Here is a 19145-nt window from a genome sequence, read left to right as displayed (position 1 = left end):
GACTTAAAATCTAGTTCGTGCGCTACTGATATCCGTATCACCTCAATCTGACCCCTCGGAAACCAAGCGTTTCCGGGGGTTTTTTCGGTCTCTATACGACGGAAAAGCGTTGCACTTTTCGGACCCCGAGAGAGCGCGACAGATTTGGTGACAAACGGCGTCAGGGCAAACCCCCCACTATCGTCAAACCGGGATTGTTCAGATGCACCACACCGACGCCTCGCCGGCCGCTTCCGCGCGCCCTGATGTCCACCCCGACATGCCCCGCCAGCTCGCCCTTGAGGAACGCATGCGTTCCCTCGGCATCGCCCGCTTCTGGCGCGACGTTGAGAAGGCCCGCGCCGAGGGCACCGAGACGGAGACATCCTCCGTTCGCCGCATGCTCAACGGGAGCGTGGGGAAGGTGGTCGAGGCCATTGAGAAGTTCATGGAGGAGGCGTTCACCGGGGCTGCCGGGCGCCTTCACGCTGCCGCTGATAAGCTCGCCTTGGTCGAGCCGGAGTTGGCCGCGTTCCTCGCCGTGCGCGTGGTCCTTGATCACCTCAATTCCCGGCCGCGCCTCCAGACGCTCGCCTACGAAGTGGGCATTCTGATCGAGGATGAGCTGCGCTTTAGGCACATGGAGGAGAACACTCCCGGCCTCTACCATTGGGCAAAAAACCGCATCGTCGAGACGAGCGCGAACCCCAAGTACCAGCGCCGCGTGATGCTGCACTATCAGCGCAAGCTCGGGGAGCCTTGGGAGGACTGGACCCGCGACCAGCGCATCACGCTCGGCGTCAAGCTCATCGAACTGATGATCACCTCTACCGGCATCATTGCGCAGGAGGTGAACAACGCCCCGAACAAGCGCGAGGGCGGCATTTGGATTGTCCCCGCCGAGGGGACGATGGAGTGGTTGAATGAGGAGAACCGCCGCTGCGAGGCGCTGCTCCCGATCTACCTCCCGACCATCATCCCGCCCCGGCCTTGGACCTCTCCGACCGAGGGGGGCTACTGGTCGGGCCGCGTCCGGCGCCTGCACCTCATCAAGACGGGGAACCGGGCGTATCTGGAGGAGCTGGCCGAGCTGCCCATGGAGACGGTCTATCGGGCCGTGAACGCCATGCAGGACACCGCATGGGCCGTGAACTCCCGCGTGCTCGACGTGATGGAGAAGCTCTACGACGCCGGTTCTGGCATCGCCGGGCTGCCTTCCCCGGATGACTTGAAGAACCCCGAGCGCCCCCCCGACGTGCCCGAGGACATGGCTTGGGAGGACATGACGGAGGACCAGCAGGACCGCATGAAGAAATGGAAGGCTGACCGGACCCACGTCGAGACCGAGAACCGTCGCCTTAAGGGCCGCCGTATCCAGCTCTCCAAGCTCACGCAGACTGCGCGCGAGTTCGTTGAAGAGGAAGCCATCTACTTCCCCTATCAGCTCGACTTCAGGGGCCGGGCCTACGCTGTCCCGCTTTATCTCCACCCCCAGGGCGATGACCGCGCGCGGGGCCTCCTCCTCTTCTCGAACACCGTCCCCATCGCGGACGCCCAAGGGGCCGGCTGGTTGGCCGTCCACGGCGCGGGGCTTTGGGGCGTGGACAAGAAGAAAATGGAGGAGCGGATTGATTGGGTCTACGCCAATCAGGCGGCCATCCTCGCGTCCGCTGAAGACCCCTTCGACAACCGCTTTTGGGCGGACGCCGAGAAGCCGTGGCAGGCCCTCGCGTTCTGCTTCGAGTGGGCCGGCTTCGTCCGCGAGGGGTTCGACTATGAGAGCGCGCTGCCGGTCCAGATGGACGGCACGTGCAACGGGCTCCAGAACTTCTCGGCCATGCTGCGCGACCCCATCGGCGGCAAGGCGGTGAACCTCGTTCCCGGCGATGAGCCGAACGACATCTACCAGCAGGTCGCGGACATCGTGTCCAAGCAGGTCCTCACGGACGCTGCCGGGGGCCACAACATCGCGACCGGGTGGGTGGGGCGGATCACCCGCAAGGTGACGAAGCAGCCCGTGATGACGCTGCCCTATGGCGCCAAGCGGTACGGCTTCACCGAGCAAATCTTCGACGACACGGTGAAGCCGATGTTCGAGGAGGACGCGGCACGGTTCCCGTGGGGCGAACGCGCGCGGGACGGGTGGCCGGCAGCCGAATACATGGCCGGCCTCACGTGGGAGGCAGTGGGGCAAGTCGTGGTGGCCGCAAGGCAGGCCATGGATTGGCTTCAGGCGGCAGCCTCAGCCGTCGCAAAGCATGGGCTGCCCGTCCGGTGGACCACGCCGGCCGGTCTCGTGGCTCAGCAGGACTACAGGCAGTTCTCGGGCAAGCGCCTTGAGCTGACCTTCCAAGAGGTGCGGCTGCGCCTTCAGGTCCGCAGCGAAAAGGAGGACATCGACACCCGGCGCATGGCCTCGGCCATCGCCCCGAACTTCGTCCACTCGCTGGACGCCGCGCACATGCAGGGGACCGTCGTGCGGTGCCTTGAGGCCGGCATCCGGTCCTATTCCCTCATCCACGACAGCTACGGTACGCACGCCGGGAACGCTGCCGTGATGGCCCACCTTCTCAGAGAGGAGTTCATCGCCATGTACACCCCGAACGTGCTCCAGCGGCTCAAGGAGGAGCTGGAGGAGCAGCTCCCCGATGGCGGTAAGCTCCCGCCGCTGCCCCCGATGGGCGACCTCGACCTCTCCGGGATCCGCGAGAGCCGGTTTTTCTTTGCCTAAATGCGACGGAAAAGCGTCGCAAATGCAACTTCGACACCCGAAAAGAGAGACTGACCGATGACCGACACCTTCGACTTCATCACCCGCAACGGCAACGCAACGACCACCTACCGCATCCGCGTGGTGCCGCTGGAGGGGAACCCGTGGTTCGTCGCCGTGGACTGCCGCACCGTCCTTGGTATCCGCCAGAGTGGTAAGAACTATGTGGGCCTCGGCGCTGACGAGGTACGAAAGATCAACAAGAGAGATTGCACCTCTCACCTCTGGCACCTGTTTGAGGGAAACACCTCCCGGCTCGTGCTCCTGTCCGAGAGCGGCCTCTACAAGCTCATCATGCGCAGCGACAAGCCGCAGGCCCGCGTCTTTCAGGAGTGGGTGACGCGCGAGGTTCTTCCCACCATCCGCAAGACGGGCGGCTACGTCCTTCAGGGCGCCGACCGGGCGACCGTGGGTGAGGGCACGGTGGCCGAGATGCCGGACGTGGGCGGCATCATGAAGGCCATGGCTGAGATGCGCGCAGAGATGGAGGCGCAGTTCAGCAAGCAGCTTGCAGAGGCTACCGCCGCCGTTCGCGCTGAGCTGGTGAAGGTAGGTCTCGCGGTTCGGGCCGCGAAGGGACAGGAATACTTCTCTGCCAAGGAGATCAAAACGTTCCCGTCCGTTCCTGAGGGCCTCTCGTCCCAAGATGTCGGGCGCCTCCTTACCGCCTACTGCGATAGCCACGGCATTTCGATCAAGGTCGAAAAGAAGAACACCATGTACCAGCGGAATCTCTATCCACGCCGTGCCGTGGCGGCCCTCTGGAAGGTGCCCGCCTGAGCTAACCCCCCACTATCGCAATTACGGTTTGTTCGCTGGCCTCCTGAAGCCCTCGATAATCCACGCCGTGGCGTGAACCGAGAGCCACGCCACGACACCGTAGCAGGCCGCCCCAAGGGCGGCGGTCGGGACTTGGGCCCGGCCAGTCATCGCCATCACAAACACGGCGAGCGCGACTGCCACTCCGGCCACCAAGGAAAGCCGGCGCACCCCTTCGTTCTTCGACAACATCCCAAGCCCCGAGCGGTCATTGAATTGGCTGCTCGGGGTTTCTCACGTTCAAGGACCCGCATCAATGTCCCTCGGCATCACCATCCGCCTCGGCGCCGCCCACGACAGCATCACCGTGGACGGCAAGACCTTCGACCGCGCCAAGCTGGCCCGCCCCGAGAAGAACAAGCTGCGCCGCCTCGTGGTGGCCGCTTGGGAGGCCAAGCACGATGCTTGATCGCGACCGCCTCAATGGCGCCAGCGCGGCCACCGTGCAGCGCCTCGTCATGGACCTTGTGGACCGCCTCCAGAGTGAGGAGCCGGGCGCTCAGGTTCACACCGCAACCGCCCTCTTCATCCTCGTGGCCGAGTGGGCTGGCGTCCCTCCACAGGACCTCTTCACCGTCACCAAGAACCTGATGTCCTCGCCAGAGGGCAATCGCACGCCGGCCTTTGCTGCCGTTGCGGCGTACCTCGCGGGGGAGATTGAGCGGTCGTGATTGACGCCCTGATGGCCGTCTTTATGGCCGCCCTCATGGGCTCGTGGGCCGTGTTCCTCATCGTCCTCACCGCTGCGTGGCTCGCCGCCCTGAGCCCGCCTCGGGGCTAACCCCCCACTATCGCAAATACCCATCCATTCGCATCGCTGAGGTTCCCCATGGAAACCGCTTTGGGCCGCGCCATTGAGGCGTGGTCGACGGGCCGTCGTGCCCGCACCGCCGACATCCTCGCCCTTCGTGAAGAAGGTTACGACGTGGCCACCATGGAGCGTTTCCACCGGGGCCAGCGGACCAAGCAGCTCGTGGCGCAGGTTCGCGTCGCCGCTGCCAACTGAGAGCACATGGCAGAAAAGAAGAAGTACCCGAAGTTCACCGCCCCGCGCGGTACGTTCAAGTTCCCCAAGCTGAGCGAGCCGGACTTCGGCAACGAGAAGTTCCCCAAGCCGGACGGTGAGTATTCCGTAACGGTGGTCTACCGGGCCGATGACCCGGCCGTGAAGGCGTTCATCGCGAAGCTGAAGCCGCACCACGACGCCGCTATCAAGGCCGCCGAAGAGGCGTTCAAGAAGCTCGACGTGGGCCAGCGCAAGAAGCTCAAGGCCGTCACCGTCAACGACCTGTTCAAGACCGTCTACGACAACGAGACCGAGGAGCCCACGGGCGAAATCGAGTTCAAGTTCTCGATGCCGGCCGGTGGCGTCATCAAGCAGGGTCCCCGCAAGGGCAAGAAGTGGTCCGCCAAGCCGGACATCTTCGACGCCAAGGGCCGCCCGATGCTGAAGGTTCCGGCCATTTGGGGCGGCACCGAGGGCAAGGTCGCCTTCGAGGCCAGCGACTACTTCATCCCCGGCTCGGGCCTCGCGGGCCTCAAGCTGCGCCTGAACGGCGCGCAGATTATCGAGCTGGTGTCGCAGGGTTCCCGCACCGCGTCGAGCTACGGCTTCGGTGAGGAGGACGGCTACGCCCACGACGAGACCGCCTTCAAGGACGAGACCACGGACGAGGATGAGGATGACCTCAACCCGGACGATGGCGACGAAGACGCGGACTCGGCCGACGCCTTCTGATCGTGGCCCCGCGTAAAGCAGTTCCCGCCGCAGATGATGCGGTGGGGCTGCGTGAAGGCTTCCGTTCCGGGCTGGAGGAAAAGGTGGCGGCTCAGCTTCGGGCTGCGGGCATCGACCCGCGCTACGAGGAGGATATCGTCCCCTACATCCGCCCAGCCCGGAACGCCAAGTACCACCCCGACTTCGTGCTGCCGAACGGCATCGTGATCGAGACCAAGGGCCGCTTCGTCGTGGCCGACCGTCAGAAGCACGTGCTCATCAAGCAGCAGCACCCCGACCTCGACATCCGCTTCGTCTTCTCGAACTCGCGCGCCCGCATCTCGAAGGGCAGCCCGACCACATACGCCATGTGGTGCGAGAAGAACGGCTTCAAGTTTGCCGACAAGCTCATCCCTCAGGCGTGGCTCCTTGAGCCGCCCCGGAAGAAGGACCCCATTGCGTAAAATCGACACCCTGATTGTCCACTGCGCGGCCACCAAGGCGAGCATGGACATCGGGTCCAAGGAAATCGACCAGTGGCACCGCGCTCAAGGCTGGTTCCGCTGCGGCTATCACGCGGTCATCCGCCGTGATGGCACCGTTGAGACCGCCGCCACCGGCCACAAGCCGCGCCCCATCGAAACCGTGGGCTCCCACGTAGGCGGTTGCGGCCCCGGCTGGAACACGCGCTCCCTCGGCGTGTGTATGGCTGGCGGCATCGACGCCAAAGGCAACCCCGAGAACAACTTCACCGAGGCGCAGTTCGCTTCGCTGGAGCGCGTCCTTCGGGAGTGGCTGAAGCTCTTCCCCGGCGCTCAGATCATGGGCCATCGGGACCTCATCAAGCTCACCAAGGCATCCCCCAAGGCGTGCCCGAGCTTCGACGTTCTGCCGTGGCTGGCGTCCCGAGGCATCCCGACCCCGGCGCCCCACCGCTGACGGCCCTCCGGGGCTAACCCCCCACTATCGCCAAACACACACGCGGCCTCGTTCCCCTGACCGGGAGCGGGGCCGTCTTCGTCTCAACGCGCCGATGCGCACCCCGACACATGGGAGAAGACAAGATGACCACGACCACGAAGTTCAAGGCCGGTGACAAGGTTCGCTTCAAGGGCACCCCGCACGACCAGCAGTATCGCTCTTGGTTCTGGCCGCTCTCCACCAATGAGAGCATCTTCACTGTGGAGAGCGCCGGCACCTCCGGCGTCGACTGCCTGTATTTCGGCGCGTGCTATGGCGATGCCTACAACGTGGGCGCCTTCGCAAGCCGCTTCGAACTCTTCACCGACCCCAAGGCCCTGAAGGTGGGCGATGTCGTCCGCTTCAAGGACACGCCGGAAGACCAGAACGTCCGGCGCATGTTCGACCCCAGCTCGACGAAGGACGCCACCTTCACCATCACCGGCTTTTCGCCCTTCGGGTCGGTGCGGCTGGACGGGGAGTCGTCGGGCTACTTCCGCACCCGCTTCGACCTCGTGAAGGCCGCCCCGGAGCCCGCCATCAAGGGCTTCCGCGCCAACACGATCATCCTCGACGAGGTGCCCCCGGCACCGAAGAAGGGCGTCCCCCTTCAGTCTCACATCGTCATCCAGAAGAACTCGAAGGGCCATCTCAAGCCGGCCAACACGCCGTTCGTCCACACGACGAAGGCAGCCGCCGAGAAGGAGGCCTCGCGCCTCGCCAAGGAGCACCCCGGCCAGACGTTCGTGGTCTTCTCCTCGGTCAACGAAGCGTCCGCCCCGGCGCCGCTCGTCACCGTCACCAAGCACGCCGCCGCGTGATGCCGGCCTGAGGGGGCCTTAGCGCCCCCTCTCATCCCTCTTCCCAAGGAACCCCCGGAATGACCCGCACTCAGCAGGTGCTCGCGCATCTGACCTCGGGCCGCACCCTCACGCAGGGCGAAGCGGTCCTCCTCGGCTACGGCACGCGCCTCTCCTCGACCATCGAGAAGCTCCGCAAGCGCGGCCACAACATCATCACGACGATGAAAGAGGACATCAACGGCTACCCCTATGGCGAATACCGGCTGGTCATCCGTGACCGCTGGGGTGCGCGGAAGGCGGCGTGATGGGAGACCGAATCCTCCGCGTCATCTCACTCGTCATCGCAGTGCCGTTGGGCCTCGCTCTCATGGCGGCAACGGTGGTGGCCTGCGCCCTCATCGGCGGCGTGGTTTGGGCGCCCGTGATCAAGACGTTCGCGTGGTTGCTTGGAACGCCCATGACGTGGAGTGCGGCCTATGCCTATGGCTACGTCGCCTCCGTCGTCTTTACATCCATCCGGCCTAAGGAGGAGCGTCCCGTCTTCTTTCTGCAGAAGGGTCTACGAGCCTTCGGCAAGAAGCTGAAGGAGTGGGCGCAGCGCCTTGAGGCGAAGGCCGCCACACGGAAGGCTGCGTGATGCGCAGCAAGCTCCTCTTCGCCAAGGACTTCTCAGCACTCCTCCTGAAGTTCACCGGCTTGGTGATGATCGGGGTGGCTATCGGCACTCTGGCCGTGGTCCTCTTCCTCCTCACCCTCAAGGCTATCGGCGGCCTCGGCTTCGTCCTCCTGATATTCGCCGCGCTCCTCGTTCTGTGCGCGTGGACGGAGGCCAAGGAGAAGGCAAAGCGCCGTGAGGCGCGCGCGCGTGGGGGGCAGGAAGTCTTCCGCTGGCGGCCAACGCTCGACTGAGTGGACCAAGACGACAGCTCCTTCTCGCACAAGGAGTCATGCCCAGCGTGCGGGTCGAGGGACAACCTCGCCCGCTACACGGACGGCCACGGCTATTGCTTCGGCTGCGGCCACTATGAGCCGGGGGACGGAGACGCTCCCCGGCAGCCATCCGACAACAGGAGAACACGGCTGAGCGCCGACCTCATCAGGGGCGGCAACTACGCTGCCCTGTCCAAGCGAAAGCTCACCGAGGAAACATGCCGGAAGTTCGGCTACCGCCTCGGGGAGTACAATGGCAAGCCGGTCCAGATTGCCCCGTTCTACGATGCGGACCGGAACGAAGTGGCGCAGAAGCTCCGCTTCGCGAACAAGGACTTCAAGGTCCTCGGAGACCTCAAGGAAGCCGGCCTCTTCGGGCAACACCTATGGGGCCAAGGCGGCAAGAAGGTTGTCGTCACCGAGGGCGAGGTGGATTGCCTCACGGTCTCCCAGCTCCAGGGCAATAAGTGGCCCGTGGTGTCCGTCCCGAACGGCGCGCAGGGTGCCCTCAAGTCCATCAAGAAAAACCTCGAATGGCTGGAGAGCTTCGAGCAGGTCGTCTTCATGTTCGACATGGACGAGCCGGGCACGAAGGCCGCGCTGGAATGCGCCGCTGCACTCTCCCCCGGCAAGGCCGCCATCGCCTCACTGCCCCTGAAGGACCCCAACGAGTGCCTTCTGGCGGGCAAGGGCGAGGCCGTCATCAACGCCTTGTGGAACGCCAAGGTCTACCGGCCGGACGGCATCGTGGCCGGCACCGAAATCACCTTGGACATGCTCCTTGAGGAGACCACGGTTGGCCTCGGGCTGCCCTTGCCCAAGCTCAACGAGATGCTCGGGGGCCTCCGCAAGGGGGAGCTTACCCTCCTCACGGCGGGCTCCGGCATCGGCAAGTCCACGCTGGCGCGCGAGCTGGCCTATCACCTCCATCAGGCCCACGGCTGCACCATCGGCAATGTGTATCTGGAGGAGAGCCACAAGAAGACCGCGCAGGGCTACGTCGCCATCCACAATGACGTGCCCCTCGGCAAGCTCCGGGCGGACAAGAACGTCATCAGCCCGCAGAAGTGGGAGGAGAGCGTTGCCGAAGTCATCCACAAGCGGATGTTCTTCTACAATCACTTCGGCTCTCTCGACAGCGAGAACCTTCTCGCCAAGCTGCGCTACCTCGCAGTCTCGTGCGGCGTGGACTTCACCATCCTCGACCACATCAGCATCGTGGTCTCTGGACAGGAGAGCAGCTCCGAAGGCGAGCGCAAGGACATCGACCGCCTGATGACCAAGCTTCGGTCCCTCGTTGAGGAGACGGGCATGGGCATCATCGCCATTGTCCACCTCAACAAGCCGGAAGGCGCGGCCCACGAAGAAGGCGGTCGCGTCACCCTCTCGAACCTCCGAGGGTCCGGCAGCCTCAAGCAGCTCAGTGACAACGTGATTGCGATGGAGCGCGACCAGCAAGGCGAGGCCCCCTCGGTCTCCATGGTCCGCCTCCTGAAGAACCGCGAGTTCGGAGAAGTCGGTCCCGCCGATTACGTCCGATACGACAAGCTCACCGGCCGGCTCCTGCCTCACGACCCTGAAGGGATGTTCGAGGACGAGACCGACGCGGACGAAGACATCCCCTTCTGACCCCCCCCCCCCCCAACAATCGAGGAAGTAATGAAGAAGCTCGTGGCTCTTGCCGGGCTCGGCGCCCTTGCGCTCAGCGTGGCGGCTTGTGACTCCGATGCCAACGTGGCCTCGCGGAACCTCTCGCGTGCGGCTGACCAATTCGAGATCAACCGCCGCATCGTCTTCTACAACGGCATCACGGCAGATTACATCCTGACCATTGAGGGCCTCTGCTCCCTCGGGAACAGCGACAAGCCGCGTGAGCTGACCGTCACGTGCAAGACCGCGCCGGGCACCTTCAAGAAGCACTTCCTCGGCCTGTCCGACAACGTGACGTTCTTCGCGGAGCAGCTTGAGCCGGCTGCGGCCAGTGCTTCGCACTACCGGGTCATCTTCAAGCCGTCCGTGATTGTGCCGGACATCGACTTCGTGAACTGAGAACCCTCCCAATGAGCCTGATCCCCGAACAGGGGCGGGCCGTTCTCGCGCTAATTCAGGAGCACGCTCCGCTCGCTTATCTGGCGGGCGGGGCTCTCCGTGACGCGTGGTTCGGCCGGCCTATCAAGGACCTCGACTACTTCGTGCCGTACATGGAAGGCCACAACGCCATCCACTCGGCGCTCCTCGACGCCGGCTACGCGAACACCGTTGTCGCCGCCATGCAGTACTTCGCTGATGACCCGACCGTCGCTGATGCGCGGCTCTATGAGCAACCGGGCCAGCCCCCCGTCAACGTGATCCGCCTGCACGTCTTCAAGCCGTGCCGCGAGGCCCTCGACCGCTTCGACCTCGGCTTCTGCCAGATCGGCTTCGACGGCGCGCGCGTCCACACCACCAATGCGTTCGCCCTCGACGAGGCGGACCACACCATGACGCTCACCCGCTGCGAGAGCCGGGAGCAGTTCGAGCGCAGCTCAGCGCGCGCCGAGCGGCTTCGCGAGAAGTACCGCGAGTGGCTCTTCGTGGTGCCGGAGAAGTTCAAGGAGATGAGCCTATGAAATGCCGCTGCGATTGTATTGACCACACGCTCCAACGTGTCGCCGGTATTGACATGGCGGACATCTTTGAGCTTCGCCGCATCATGGATGAGCGCGGCTATAAGACAGTGAACGCGCTTGAGCGAGACCTTCCCCCCGAGCGCCTTGAGGTGGTCGATGCGGAGAACCCGAAGCGGGTCCTCGGCACCGTTCACGCGCAGGCCGTCCCGCTGCACCACAAGTTCGTCCGCACTCACGTGCTCGCCGCGCTTTGGCCCGCCGCGCCAAGCCGGGTAGTGTCCCTCGACATGAACGTGGACACGGCCGAGTTCGAGGTTGCCTACACCCCGGCCGCAGGCGGGCGCATCAAGACCGCTCAGCTCCGCACCTACACGAGCCTCCAGATGCTCATGCGTATGCGTGAGTTCCGGCTCCCCGGAGAGACCCGGAGCGGCGCCAAGGAGCGCCTCTATCGCTCCGCTTACGGCGGCTGATGCCAATCTCTCCCGACCTAGCCGCTAGGCGGGTCATCATGAGCGCCCACCTCTACTACGACCGGGGCTCATCGGTTCTCTCGGACGCGGATTACGACGCGCTCACGGAACTGGTGGCCTCGGAGTGGGCCTCTCTCCCGGCGTTTCTCCAGTGGCAGCTTGGCTCCCCTGCGGAAATCCTCGCCACCGGAAGCGGCGTCAAGCTGACCATGCTTTCCATCAGCGCGGCCCACGGGTGGCACGTTGACGCCACCGGAAGCGCGCCGGAGCTTCCCTATACCTTCCCCCGCAAATGGCGAATGTCGCCCAAGGGCTTGATACCGGGCTGCCCGGCGTCTCGCTGCCCTTGGACGCCCATCGGCGGGTGACACCCGACAAGGACTTTCACACTGCGCTTAATCTTCGACATCGAGACCGATGGGTTTCTCGATGCCCTTACCCGCGTCCACTGCCTCGTGCTGAAGGACGCCGACACCGGGGAAGTCTTCGACTTCTCCGATGACCTTCGCGGCCCCGGTGACGTTGAGCGCGGCGTCGAACTCCTCGCTCAGGCCGACGAGATTATCGGCCACAACATCATCAAGTTCGACATCCCCGCGCTCCGCAAGGTCTACCCGTGGTTCGCCTACAAAGGCCGCGTCTTCGACACCCTTCTCGCCGCCCGGCTGGTGAAGCCCGAGACGGACGTGTGGGATGGCAAGCTGGTCCGCCTTGGCCGCATGCCCCCGAAGGTCCGCAAGACCCGCCATAGCCTCGAAGCGTGGGGCTACCGGCTCGGCCAGATGAAGGGCGAGTACGGCAAGGACGACAAGGGCAATGACCTCCCCGGCAAGTGGGACGCGTGGAACGACTCCATGCACGTCTACTGCATTCAGGACGTGCAAGTCACAGACGTTCTCCTGAAGTGGATCGAGGCCCGCAAGCCGTCCGCCGCATCGCTCGCCCTTGAGTTCGAGTTCGCGGAAATCATGGCGCGGCAGGAACGCCACGGCTTCGCCTTCGACCGCGAGGCCGCGACGCTCCTCTACGAGCAGCTCGTGAAGCGCCGGCTCGAACTCAACAAGGCCCTTCAGGAGACCTTCCCGCCCAAGCGGGTCGAGACCCTCTTCATTCCGAAGGTGAACAACAAGGCGCGAGGCTACGTCAAAGGCGAGCCGTTCACCAAGGTTGACCTCATCGAGTTCAATCCCGCGTCCCGGCAGATGATTGCCGACCGCCTCAAGTCGCTTGGGTGGGTGCCCGACCAGCACACGAAGAGCGGCCAAGCTCAGATCGACGACGCCATTCTGAGCAAGCTCGACTACCCCGAGGCCAAGCCCCTCGCGGAATACTTCCTCGTCGAGAAGCGCATCGGCATGCTGGCCGAGGGCGACCAAGCGTGGCTCCGGGTGGAGCGTAATGGCCGCATCCACGGCGGCGTGAACACCATCGGCGCCGTCACCGGCCGCTGCACACACTCGAACCCCAACGTCGCCCAGGTCCCCAAAGTCGGGACCCCTTACGGCTCCGAATGCCGCGCCCTGTTCATGGCTTCGGCAGGTAAGGTGCTGGTAGGAGCCGACCTCGCGGGCCTTGAGCTGCGCTGCCTCGCCCACTTCATGGCGAAGTACGACGGCGGCGCCTACGCCAAGGTCCTCCTTGAGGGTGACATCCATTGGGTGAACGTGCAGGCCCTCGGCCTCACGGATGAGGAGCGGGATGACCACAACGTCCTGCACAAGATTTACCGCAACGGCGCCAAGACCTTCATCTACGCCTTCCTCTACGGGGCCGGCGACAAGAAGATTGGCGAGACGGTGCTGGACATCGTTCGCGCCGCGCGCCGGGAAGGCATCGACACCTCCGAGCTGGAGAAGCGGTTCTTCCGGGGGATGCCGAGCCCCGGCGAAGCTGAACTGAAGGCGGCCGGAAAGAAGCTCAAGAGCACCTTCCTGAAGAAGGTTCCGGCCCTGAAGCTGCTCAAGGAGAGCATCGAGTTCTTCGTTGACGGCTTCCGCCCGATGGCGCTCCCCGAGCGCGTCGAAGACCCTGACCTCTGGCGTCAGGGTGGCGATGGCACGTGGTGGAGAAAGCGCACCAAGGGCGGCTACCTCATCGGCCTCGACGGCCGGAAGCTCTTCGTTCGCTCGGCCCACGCGGCCCTGAACACCCTCCTGCAATCCGCTGGCGCCTTGATCGCCAAGCAGGCGGCCATCTTCGCATTCCGTCAACTCACCGAAAAAGGGCGTGTGTTCGGCAAGGACTACGCCTTCGTGGCGAATGTCCATGACGAGCTTCAGGCCGAAGCCAAGAAGGAACTTGCAGATGAGCTCGGCCGTACCCTTGTCGAATGCTTCCGCCTCGCGGGCGAACACTTCAACTTCCGCGTCCGCATCGACGGCGAATACAAGGTCGGGGCGAACTGGCGTGAAACTCACTAACTCGCTGGTCGCGGTCCTCGACGAGGCCCGCTGGCGGCCCTTCACGACCAAGGGCGACTTCGCCCGGAAGCACGCCGACATCATCGCCATGGCGGCGAGTGACGGCCTCCTCACCACCCGCATCGCGACCGGCTTCTACGGCCGGAAGTGGAGCGTCACGGCTGCCGGCCTGCGGCGCCTCGAAACCCTCAAGAGCATGGATTGAAGATGACGAACGCGACGCTGAACGAGCATACCGCACGCTTCAAGGTGGTGAACGACCCCGAAGGATACTGGAACTACGTCATTATGGAGTGGCGGGTGCGGCGCCCCGGCATCATTTTCCGCCGACCCCGTGGGTATTGGGCGCAAGTCTCGGCGCATGACGTTTGGTCGCGCGTGGAAGAGACGCTTGAGAGGCTCTCCAAGCTGCCGCACTACCACGGCTTGCGGGGCTGAGATGCTCACCAACGCTGAAATACTGCTTCTCATCACCATGGTTCTGCTCGGCCTCATCGACATGGCGAAGGGCATCACCATTTGGGCGCTCGAACGACAGCTCAAGCATTACGAAGGTCAGCCGAAGTGACCAACGCGGAAATCCTCGGGATCATCTCCCGCATCACCTACAAGCCCGGCTGGTCCATCCTCATGGGCTTCGACGGGGACCGCCCGTTCATTCAGGCAGAAGTCGATGAGACGGCGGAAGCCTCCCTCGACAGCGCCAAGCGTGACGGTAGCCGGACCCTGTGGAAGTCGGGCAAGCGATACCTGTCCCGCCACATGTGCCGGCAGGAAGTCGTGGGCGCCGTGTTCGGTCTCCTGAAGGACGCCGAGCTGCACGAAGTCCACGAGTGGTTCCGCTATCGCGGGGCCTCGATTTTCAATCCGCATCTGGACCCGGACGTTCTCGCCACGGTGGCCCGCAAGGCCAGCTCCTTCGTGGTTCGCGAGAACGCGATGAGCATGGCCGAGTGAAAGCCGGAGCCGTCCTCTACGACCCCGTGAAAGGCCGCTTCAAGGGCCGCCCCGGTTACGCTCGGGGCTGGTCCGGCCGCATCGCTCACGCCGAGTTCTACGACACGCCGGAGGTCGCTCGGGCGGCCATCCCCGGTGCCCTCAACCGCCTCCGGGTCCTGAACGTCTACCTCGTCGAGGAAGACATCGACCACGCATTGGAGCCCTTGACTGACTGACGAGTACGAAGAGCAGACCCCCGCGTTCGACCTGATGTGCGAGCGCGCCAAGACAATCGCCTACCTCATTCAGCTACGCGAGAAAGTCTCCACGCGCCGCGCCAAGATGGACTTGGAGATGCTCGCGTGGGACCTCCACAAGGCCGCTTTCCATGCTCACGCGCCTAGCCGCGAGAATGTGGTGGTGCTTCGGCCGGGGGTGCCCGCGTGAGGACCCTCCTGATTGACGCTGACGTGCTCGCCTACGGCTGCTCTGCGGCCAAGGAGAAAGCCTACGAGTGGGAGCCCGGCTTCTGGACGTGGCATTGCGATGAGAACGAAGTCCGCGCCGCCATCAACGAGGAACTCGACCGGCTCATGAGCGAGCTGGAGGGTACCGAGTTCAGGCTCTGCCTGACGGACAGCGAGGAGAACTTCCGCAAGTCCATCCTGCCCACCTACAAGGGCAACCGGGCGAAGGTGAAGAAGCCCCTCGTGCTCAAGGCCATCCGCGAATGGATGATCGAGGAGAAGGGCGCCTACCTCCGGCCGCACCTTGAGGGCGACGACTGCATGGGCATCCTCGCCACGTGGTCGAAGCTCAAGGGCGAGAAGGTCATCGTGTCCATCGACAAGGACATGAAGACCATCCCCGGCCTCTACTGCCGCTCCCCCGAGGAGGGCATCGTGGAAATCTCTGAGGAGGAGGCGGACTACCACCACCTCTATCAGACCCTCATCGGGGACCAGACGGACGGCTACACCGGGCTCCCCGGATGCGGCCCGAAGAAGGCCCTCACCATCCTCAACGAAGACCCGTCGTGGGGCGCCGTCGTGGCCGCCTATGAGAAGTCCGGCCTCACCGAGGCGGACGCTCTGGTGCAGGCCCGCGTGGCGCGCATCCTCCGAGCCTCGGACTACGACTTCAAGACGAAGGAGCCCATCCTCTGGTGCCCGTCCTAATCGGGCTCTACAGCCCCGCTTCGCAGAGTGGCAAGTCCACCGCTGCGGGAGTGCTGGCGCGGCTTCACGGGTTCGAAGTGGTGAAGTTCGCGGGTCCCCTCAAGGCCATGACGCGGGAGTTCCTCGCGTCGGCCGGCATCTCCGCAAACGACATCGAGCGGATGGTGGAGGGCGACCTCAAGGAGGCCCCCATCCCGAGCCTCGGCGGCATTACCCCGCGCCGGATCATGGAGACTATCGGCACCGATTGGGGCCGGAAGACCATCACCGAGGGGCTGTGGGCGGACGTAACCGAGGCCCGCATCCGCGCGCTGATGTCAGCCGGCAAGAGTGTCGTCGTGGATGACATGCGCTTCCCGAACGAGCTTGAGCTGATCGAGCGCATGGAGGGGACGACCGTTCGTATCGACCGCCCCGGAATGGTCCCGACCGCGATGGAGGGCCGGCTCGACGACAAGCCCTTCCACTTCTACCTCTGGAACGATGCCGGACAGGCCGAGTTCCGGTGGCAGATTGATCGCCTCGCGACCCGCATCTGCGGCCGCCGCTAACACCCCACTATAGAGATACCCGAATGCTCGAAGATCAATTCCCGCCTGTTCCCGAGGCTCTTGTTGCCGCGCTCGAACGGCGGTTCCAAGACCGCGCGCCCAGCATGGACGCATCTGACCGGGACGTGTGGGCAAGCGTCGGGTCCGTTCGGGTGGTTCGCTTCCTTCGCCAACAGCTCGAACAGCAGAAAGAAGAACTCCTCGACAATGTGTATGTCGAAGACGCCCAAGCCTAAGACCCCGGCAGCCGCAGCGCCGCCCCCGGAGCCCACTGCTCAGGTCTTCCAGACCCCCGAGAACCCCGGTGGTGACGCTGCGGGGCTCAAGAACCGTCGAAAGGGGCGCTCCTCGCTCCGCATCAATCCCACGTCCTCGGTGGGTGGTGGCTCAGGGGTCAACACCCCGGTTTGAGGACCTCAGCCGAAAGTCGATACACCGCGCTTGAGGCCGATCAACACCCCTACATCCAGCGGGCGGAAGCGTGTGCAAAGCTCACAATCCCGTCGCTGGTGCCGCCCCGAGGGGTTGGTTCGGGTCACAAGTTCAAGACTCCGTTCCAGTCCATCGGGGCGAGGGGGGTGAACAATCTCGCCTCCAAGCTGCTCCTCGCGCTGCTCCCGCCGAACGCCCCATTCTTCCGCTACAAGCTCGAACCTGAATACCTCGCCAAGGCGCGCATTGCGCCGGAGCTGAAGTCCGAAGTCGAGAAGGCCCTCGGCGCCATGGAGCGCCGCATCATGAGTGAGGTGGAAACCACCTCGCTCCGCGTGTCCCTCTTCGAGGCGCTCAAGTACCTCGTGGTGGCCGGCAACGCGCTGCTTCACGTGCAGGCGGACAACAGCGTCCGTGTCTTCCGCCTCGGCTCCTATGTCGTCTACCGCGACCCGTCCGGCAACGTGCTGGAAATCATCACGCGGGAAGAGCTGGACCGCGAGGCGCTGCCTGATGAGCTTAAGGGCCTCGTGCCCGAGAAAGGCTCCGACCCGGCCGTCAAGACCACGGTCAAGCTCTACACCTACGTCCGCCGCAGTGGCTCCAAGTGGCTGGTCCATCAGGAAATCGCGGACCAGATCGTGCCGGGCTCCGAGGGTTCCTATCCCCTCAACGCGTCCGCTTACATCGCCATGCGGTTCTCGAAGGTGGACGGCGAGCACTACGGTCGCTCCTACGTCGAGGAGTATCTCGGGGACCTCGCGTCCCTTGAGGCCCTCTCTCAGGCCATCGTCGAAGGCACCGCGGCGTCCGCCAAGGTCCTCTTCCTCGTGGACCCGAACGGGACCACCCGGCAGAAGACCCTCACCGACTCCCCGAATGGCGCCGTCCGCTCGGGCAATGCGAATGACGTGACGGTCCTTCAGGTCCAAAAGGCGGCCGACTTCCGCGTGGCGCTGGAGACCATCCAGCAGATCACACAGCGGTTAGCCTTCGCATTCCTTCTGAACACCGCCATCCAGCGCAAGGGTGAGCGCGTGACGGCCGAGGAAGTCCGCTACATGGCGGGCGAGATTGAGGACGCCCTCGGCGGCGTCTACTCCATCCTCGCGCTCGAACTTCAGCCCCCGCTTCTGGCGCGCCTTGAGCACCAGATGGCGCGGCAGAAGAAGCTCCCGAAGCTCCCCAAGGGCTCCGTGAAGCCCACCATTGTGACCGGCCTAGAAGCCCTCGGGCGTGGGCACGACCTCACCAAGCTCAACCTCCTCCTCCAGCAGATTGCCCCGCTCGGGCAGGAAGTCATCGCAGAGCGCCTCAACGTCGGGGACTACATTACCCGCGTTGCCACGGCCCTTGCGGTGGAGACGGAGGGCCTCGTGCGCAGTGACGAAGAGGTGGCTCAGGCGCGCGCAGCGCAGGCTCAGGAAGCCATGGCGCAGATGCTCACCGAGAAGCTTGGCCCCGGCGCAATGAACATCGCCCGCGACCAGATGAACCCCGCGAACCAGCAACAGGAAGGCGCCGCAGCGTGACCGACACCGCCACCAACACGACCCCGGAAGAGCCCGTCACGGCCAAGCCCGAGACCCCGAAGCGCGCCAAGCGCACCGCCCCCCCGGCACCGATCGACACCCTTGACGAGTTCGCGGGTGAACCCCCGGCCACCCTGAGCGGGGCCGTCCAGGTCAACTACTGAGGACCCCATGACAGTTTCCGTTCAGATGCCGGGCAATGTGACCGGCGCCGATGCTCCCGTGGTCAGCGAACGCCCGGAGAACGTGCCCGAGAAGTTCTGGAACGCCGCGACGAAGAGCGTCAACACCGAGGCCCTTCTGGCGTCCTACTCCGAGCTGGAGCGCCGCCAGTCGCAGGCCCCCAAGGAGGCCGCCCCGGCCGCTGAAGTCCCCGTTGAGACCCCCGCCAGCCAGACCCCCGAGGGCAACGCCGCCCCTGAGTCTGCTCCTGAGGATGCGGCCAACGCCGACGAAGAAGCGGCCCGTGAGGCGGTCTCCGCAGCGGGCGTGGACTTCGACGCCCTGAACTCGAAGTACCATGCCAACGGCTCCCTTGAAGACGCCGACTATGAGGCGCTGGAAAAGGGCGGCATCCCCCGCGCTCTGGTGGACAGCTACATCGCCGGTCAGCAGGCGCTTGCGGACACACAGCGCGCGGAGCTTCTTGCCCCCGTGGGCGGCGATGCGGGCTACGCGAGCATGGTCGAGTGGGCCGCCGCGAACCTTCCGGCTGCCGAAGTCGCGGCCTACGACGCCATCGTGGACGGGGACAACCCGGCCGCAACCAAGCTCGCTATCGAGGGTCTCTATGCCAAGTACAAGGCTGCCTCGACCTCCGAGCCCAATCTCATCAACGGCAACGCCCACTCCGGCGCGGATGTCTACGCCTCCCTCGAAGAGATGAAGACCGACATGCGCAACCCCATCTACAAGAAGGACCCTGCCTTCCGTGCGCGGGTGGAAGCTAAGCTGGCCCGCTCGGCCGTCTGAGAAGGGCGATAAGCCCGAGTGGCAGCGCCGGAGGCGACTGCTCTACCTAGCCCTCATTTGG

The 19145-nt window shown here is 64.6% G+C and carries 29 protein-coding genes; all 29 read left to right on the top strand.

The annotated features are described in order from the left end of the window. The first annotated feature begins 202 nt into the window (after positions 1 to 202). On the top strand, positions 203 to 2710 hold the full coding sequence (locus tag AC1PZ7_RS23195) for a DNA-directed RNA polymerase (RefSeq protein ID WP_482359749.1): 2508 nt from the start codon (positions 203 to 205) through the stop codon (positions 2708 to 2710). Positions 2711 to 2767: 57 nt separating this feature from the next. Then, positions 2768 to 3529: a BRO-N domain-containing protein gene (locus AC1PZ7_RS23190; RefSeq protein ID WP_482359748.1), complete on the top strand. Its 762-nt coding sequence runs from the start codon at positions 2768 to 2770 to the stop codon at positions 3527 to 3529. Between the two features lie 295 nt (positions 3530 to 3824). Beyond that, positions 3825 to 3977 carry a hypothetical protein gene (locus tag AC1PZ7_RS23185; protein ID WP_482359747.1) on the top strand — a complete coding sequence of 51 codons (153 nt, stop codon included), beginning with the start codon at positions 3825 to 3827 and terminating at the stop codon, positions 3975 to 3977. Next, positions 3970 to 4239: a hypothetical protein gene (locus AC1PZ7_RS23180; RefSeq protein ID WP_482359746.1), complete on the top strand. Its 270-nt coding sequence runs from the start codon at positions 3970 to 3972 to the stop codon at positions 4237 to 4239. Before AC1PZ7_RS23185 ends, AC1PZ7_RS23180 begins: the two co-directional genes overlap by 8 nt. 158 nt (positions 4240 to 4397) lie before the next feature. After that, positions 4398 to 4574 (top strand): hypothetical protein, encoded by a 177-nt coding sequence (locus AC1PZ7_RS23175; RefSeq protein WP_482359745.1) that lies wholly within the window; start codon positions 4398 to 4400, stop codon positions 4572 to 4574. 6 nt (positions 4575 to 4580) lie between these two features. Beyond that, positions 4581 to 5306, top strand: a complete 726-nt coding sequence (locus AC1PZ7_RS23170) for a hypothetical protein (RefSeq protein ID WP_482359744.1) — start codon at positions 4581 to 4583, stop codon at positions 5304 to 5306. A gap of 41 nt (positions 5307 to 5347) precedes the next feature. Continuing rightward, the gene (locus tag AC1PZ7_RS23165; RefSeq protein WP_482359743.1) at positions 5348 to 5749 is read left to right on the top strand and encodes an endodeoxyribonuclease; all 402 of its coding nucleotides are present in this window, start codon (positions 5348 to 5350) and stop codon (positions 5747 to 5749) included. Next, the gene (locus tag AC1PZ7_RS23160; RefSeq protein WP_482359742.1) at positions 5742 to 6224 is read left to right on the top strand and encodes an N-acetylmuramoyl-L-alanine amidase; all 483 of its coding nucleotides are present in this window, start codon (positions 5742 to 5744) and stop codon (positions 6222 to 6224) included. Before AC1PZ7_RS23165 ends, AC1PZ7_RS23160 begins: the two co-directional genes overlap by 8 nt. A 125-nt stretch (positions 6225 to 6349) precedes the next feature. After that, a complete protein-coding gene (locus AC1PZ7_RS23155; protein ID WP_482359741.1) occupies positions 6350 to 7066 on the top strand; it encodes a hypothetical protein in 717 nt (238 codons plus the stop codon). A 59-nt stretch (positions 7067 to 7125) separates the two neighbouring features. Next, complete coding sequence (locus AC1PZ7_RS23150; protein WP_482359740.1) at positions 7126 to 7353, top strand: helix-turn-helix domain-containing protein; 228 nt, start codon at positions 7126 to 7128, stop codon at positions 7351 to 7353. Next, entirely contained in the window at positions 7353 to 7685 is a 333-nt protein-coding gene (locus AC1PZ7_RS23145) for a hypothetical protein (protein ID WP_482359739.1), read from the top strand. The genes AC1PZ7_RS23150 and AC1PZ7_RS23145 overlap by 1 nt, the downstream gene beginning before the upstream one ends. Next, positions 7685 to 7957, top strand: coding sequence for a hypothetical protein (locus tag AC1PZ7_RS23140; RefSeq protein ID WP_482359738.1), 273 nt, complete (start codon positions 7685 to 7687; stop codon positions 7955 to 7957). Before AC1PZ7_RS23145 ends, AC1PZ7_RS23140 begins: the two co-directional genes overlap by 1 nt. After that, positions 7958 to 9607 (top strand): DnaB-like helicase C-terminal domain-containing protein, encoded by a 1650-nt coding sequence (locus tag AC1PZ7_RS23135; protein WP_482359737.1) that lies wholly within the window; start codon positions 7958 to 7960, stop codon positions 9605 to 9607. Positions 9608 to 9637: 30 nt separating this feature from the next. Then, on the top strand, positions 9638 to 10027 hold the full coding sequence (locus AC1PZ7_RS23130; RefSeq protein WP_482359736.1) for a beta-sandwich lipoprotein: 390 nt from the start codon (positions 9638 to 9640) through the stop codon (positions 10025 to 10027). An 11-nt stretch (positions 10028 to 10038) separates the two neighbouring features. Continuing rightward, positions 10039 to 10587 carry a hypothetical protein gene (locus AC1PZ7_RS23125; protein ID WP_482359735.1) on the top strand — a complete coding sequence of 183 codons (549 nt, stop codon included), beginning with the start codon at positions 10039 to 10041 and terminating at the stop codon, positions 10585 to 10587. 53 nt (positions 10588 to 10640) lie between these two features. Then, positions 10641 to 11060, top strand: a complete 420-nt coding sequence (locus AC1PZ7_RS23120; RefSeq protein ID WP_482359734.1) for a hypothetical protein — start codon at positions 10641 to 10643, stop codon at positions 11058 to 11060. 38 nt (positions 11061 to 11098) lie between these two features. After that, positions 11099 to 11428 (top strand): hypothetical protein, encoded by a 330-nt coding sequence (locus tag AC1PZ7_RS23115; RefSeq protein ID WP_482359733.1) that lies wholly within the window; start codon positions 11099 to 11101, stop codon positions 11426 to 11428. A gap of 87 nt (positions 11429 to 11515) precedes the next feature. Beyond that, a complete protein-coding gene (locus tag AC1PZ7_RS23110; RefSeq protein WP_482359732.1) occupies positions 11516 to 13480 on the top strand; it encodes a DNA polymerase in 1965 nt (654 codons plus the stop codon). Continuing rightward, complete coding sequence (locus AC1PZ7_RS23105; RefSeq protein ID WP_482359731.1) at positions 13467 to 13685, top strand: hypothetical protein; 219 nt, start codon at positions 13467 to 13469, stop codon at positions 13683 to 13685. Before AC1PZ7_RS23110 ends, AC1PZ7_RS23105 begins: the two co-directional genes overlap by 14 nt. Positions 13686 to 13687: 2 nt before the next feature. Beyond that, positions 13688 to 13918: a hypothetical protein gene (locus AC1PZ7_RS23100; RefSeq protein WP_482359730.1), complete on the top strand. Its 231-nt coding sequence runs from the start codon at positions 13688 to 13690 to the stop codon at positions 13916 to 13918. 1 nt (position 13919) lies between these two features. Beyond that, a complete protein-coding gene (locus AC1PZ7_RS23095; protein ID WP_482359729.1) occupies positions 13920 to 14048 on the top strand; it encodes a hypothetical protein in 129 nt (42 codons plus the stop codon). After that, positions 14045 to 14437 carry a hypothetical protein gene (locus tag AC1PZ7_RS23090; protein ID WP_482359728.1) on the top strand — a complete coding sequence of 131 codons (393 nt, stop codon included), beginning with the start codon at positions 14045 to 14047 and terminating at the stop codon, positions 14435 to 14437. The genes AC1PZ7_RS23095 and AC1PZ7_RS23090 overlap by 4 nt, the downstream gene beginning before the upstream one ends. After that, positions 14434 to 14655 carry a hypothetical protein gene (locus AC1PZ7_RS23085; RefSeq protein WP_482359727.1) on the top strand — a complete coding sequence of 74 codons (222 nt, stop codon included), beginning with the start codon at positions 14434 to 14436 and terminating at the stop codon, positions 14653 to 14655. Before AC1PZ7_RS23090 ends, AC1PZ7_RS23085 begins: the two co-directional genes overlap by 4 nt. 207 nt (positions 14656 to 14862) lie before the next feature. Continuing rightward, positions 14863 to 15597, top strand: a complete 735-nt coding sequence (locus AC1PZ7_RS23080) for a hypothetical protein (RefSeq protein ID WP_482359726.1) — start codon at positions 14863 to 14865, stop codon at positions 15595 to 15597. After that, the gene (locus AC1PZ7_RS23075; RefSeq protein WP_482359725.1) at positions 15585 to 16148 is read left to right on the top strand and encodes a hypothetical protein; all 564 of its coding nucleotides are present in this window, start codon (positions 15585 to 15587) and stop codon (positions 16146 to 16148) included. The genes AC1PZ7_RS23080 and AC1PZ7_RS23075 overlap by 13 nt, the downstream gene beginning before the upstream one ends. A 23-nt stretch (positions 16149 to 16171) precedes the next feature. Next, positions 16172 to 16384, top strand: coding sequence for a hypothetical protein (locus tag AC1PZ7_RS23070; RefSeq protein WP_482359724.1), 213 nt, complete (start codon positions 16172 to 16174; stop codon positions 16382 to 16384). A 171-nt stretch (positions 16385 to 16555) separates the two neighbouring features. Continuing rightward, on the top strand, positions 16556 to 18112 hold the full coding sequence (locus AC1PZ7_RS23065) for a portal protein (RefSeq protein ID WP_482359723.1): 1557 nt from the start codon (positions 16556 to 16558) through the stop codon (positions 18110 to 18112). After that, positions 18109 to 18276 (top strand): hypothetical protein, encoded by a 168-nt coding sequence (locus AC1PZ7_RS23060; RefSeq protein ID WP_482359722.1) that lies wholly within the window; start codon positions 18109 to 18111, stop codon positions 18274 to 18276. The genes AC1PZ7_RS23065 and AC1PZ7_RS23060 overlap by 4 nt, the downstream gene beginning before the upstream one ends. 7 nt (positions 18277 to 18283) lie before the next feature. Then, positions 18284 to 19084 (top strand): capsid assembly protein, encoded by an 801-nt coding sequence (locus tag AC1PZ7_RS23055; RefSeq protein WP_482359721.1) that lies wholly within the window; start codon positions 18284 to 18286, stop codon positions 19082 to 19084. The last annotated feature ends 61 nt before the right edge of the window (positions 19085 to 19145 follow it).

The organism is Ancylobacter sp. TW_SC_1 (genome assembly GCF_056836805.1).
Note: the sequence above shows the minus strand (reverse complement) of the source record. Positions and strands in the feature narration are given on the sequence as shown.

What these genes read in the sequence shown, in the direction of transcription:
- AC1PZ7_RS23195 (WP_482359749.1), top strand. Translation starts at nt 203, where the DNA reads ATGCACCACACCGACGCCTCGCCGGCCGCTTCCGCGCGCCCTGATGTC.
- AC1PZ7_RS23190 (WP_482359748.1), top strand. Translation starts at nt 2,768, where the DNA reads ATGACCGACACCTTCGACTTCATCACCCGCAACGGCAACGCAACGACC.
- AC1PZ7_RS23185 (WP_482359747.1), top strand. Translation starts at nt 3,825, where the DNA reads ATGTCCCTCGGCATCACCATCCGCCTCGGCGCCGCCCACGACAGCATC.
- AC1PZ7_RS23180 (WP_482359746.1), top strand. Translation starts at nt 3,970, where the DNA reads ATGCTTGATCGCGACCGCCTCAATGGCGCCAGCGCGGCCACCGTGCAG.
- AC1PZ7_RS23175 (WP_482359745.1), top strand. Translation starts at nt 4,398, where the DNA reads ATGGAAACCGCTTTGGGCCGCGCCATTGAGGCGTGGTCGACGGGCCGT.
- AC1PZ7_RS23170 (WP_482359744.1), top strand. Translation starts at nt 4,581, where the DNA reads ATGGCAGAAAAGAAGAAGTACCCGAAGTTCACCGCCCCGCGCGGTACG.
- AC1PZ7_RS23155 (WP_482359741.1), top strand. Translation starts at nt 6,350, where the DNA reads ATGACCACGACCACGAAGTTCAAGGCCGGTGACAAGGTTCGCTTCAAG.
- AC1PZ7_RS23150 (WP_482359740.1), top strand. Translation starts at nt 7,126, where the DNA reads ATGACCCGCACTCAGCAGGTGCTCGCGCATCTGACCTCGGGCCGCACC.
- AC1PZ7_RS23145 (WP_482359739.1), top strand. Translation starts at nt 7,353, where the DNA reads ATGGGAGACCGAATCCTCCGCGTCATCTCACTCGTCATCGCAGTGCCG.
- AC1PZ7_RS23140 (WP_482359738.1), top strand. Translation starts at nt 7,685, where the DNA reads ATGCGCAGCAAGCTCCTCTTCGCCAAGGACTTCTCAGCACTCCTCCTG.
- AC1PZ7_RS23130 (WP_482359736.1), top strand. Translation starts at nt 9,638, where the DNA reads ATGAAGAAGCTCGTGGCTCTTGCCGGGCTCGGCGCCCTTGCGCTCAGC.
- AC1PZ7_RS23125 (WP_482359735.1), top strand. Translation starts at nt 10,039, where the DNA reads ATGAGCCTGATCCCCGAACAGGGGCGGGCCGTTCTCGCGCTAATTCAG.
- AC1PZ7_RS23120 (WP_482359734.1), top strand. Translation starts at nt 10,641, where the DNA reads ATGGCGGACATCTTTGAGCTTCGCCGCATCATGGATGAGCGCGGCTAT.
- AC1PZ7_RS23115 (WP_482359733.1), top strand. Translation starts at nt 11,099, where the DNA reads ATGAGCGCCCACCTCTACTACGACCGGGGCTCATCGGTTCTCTCGGAC.
- AC1PZ7_RS23100 (WP_482359730.1), top strand. Translation starts at nt 13,688, where the DNA reads ATGACGAACGCGACGCTGAACGAGCATACCGCACGCTTCAAGGTGGTG.
- AC1PZ7_RS23095 (WP_482359729.1), top strand. Translation starts at nt 13,920, where the DNA reads ATGCTCACCAACGCTGAAATACTGCTTCTCATCACCATGGTTCTGCTC.
- AC1PZ7_RS23070 (WP_482359724.1), top strand. Translation starts at nt 16,172, where the DNA reads ATGCTCGAAGATCAATTCCCGCCTGTTCCCGAGGCTCTTGTTGCCGCG.
- AC1PZ7_RS23055 (WP_482359721.1), top strand. Translation starts at nt 18,284, where the DNA reads ATGACAGTTTCCGTTCAGATGCCGGGCAATGTGACCGGCGCCGATGCT.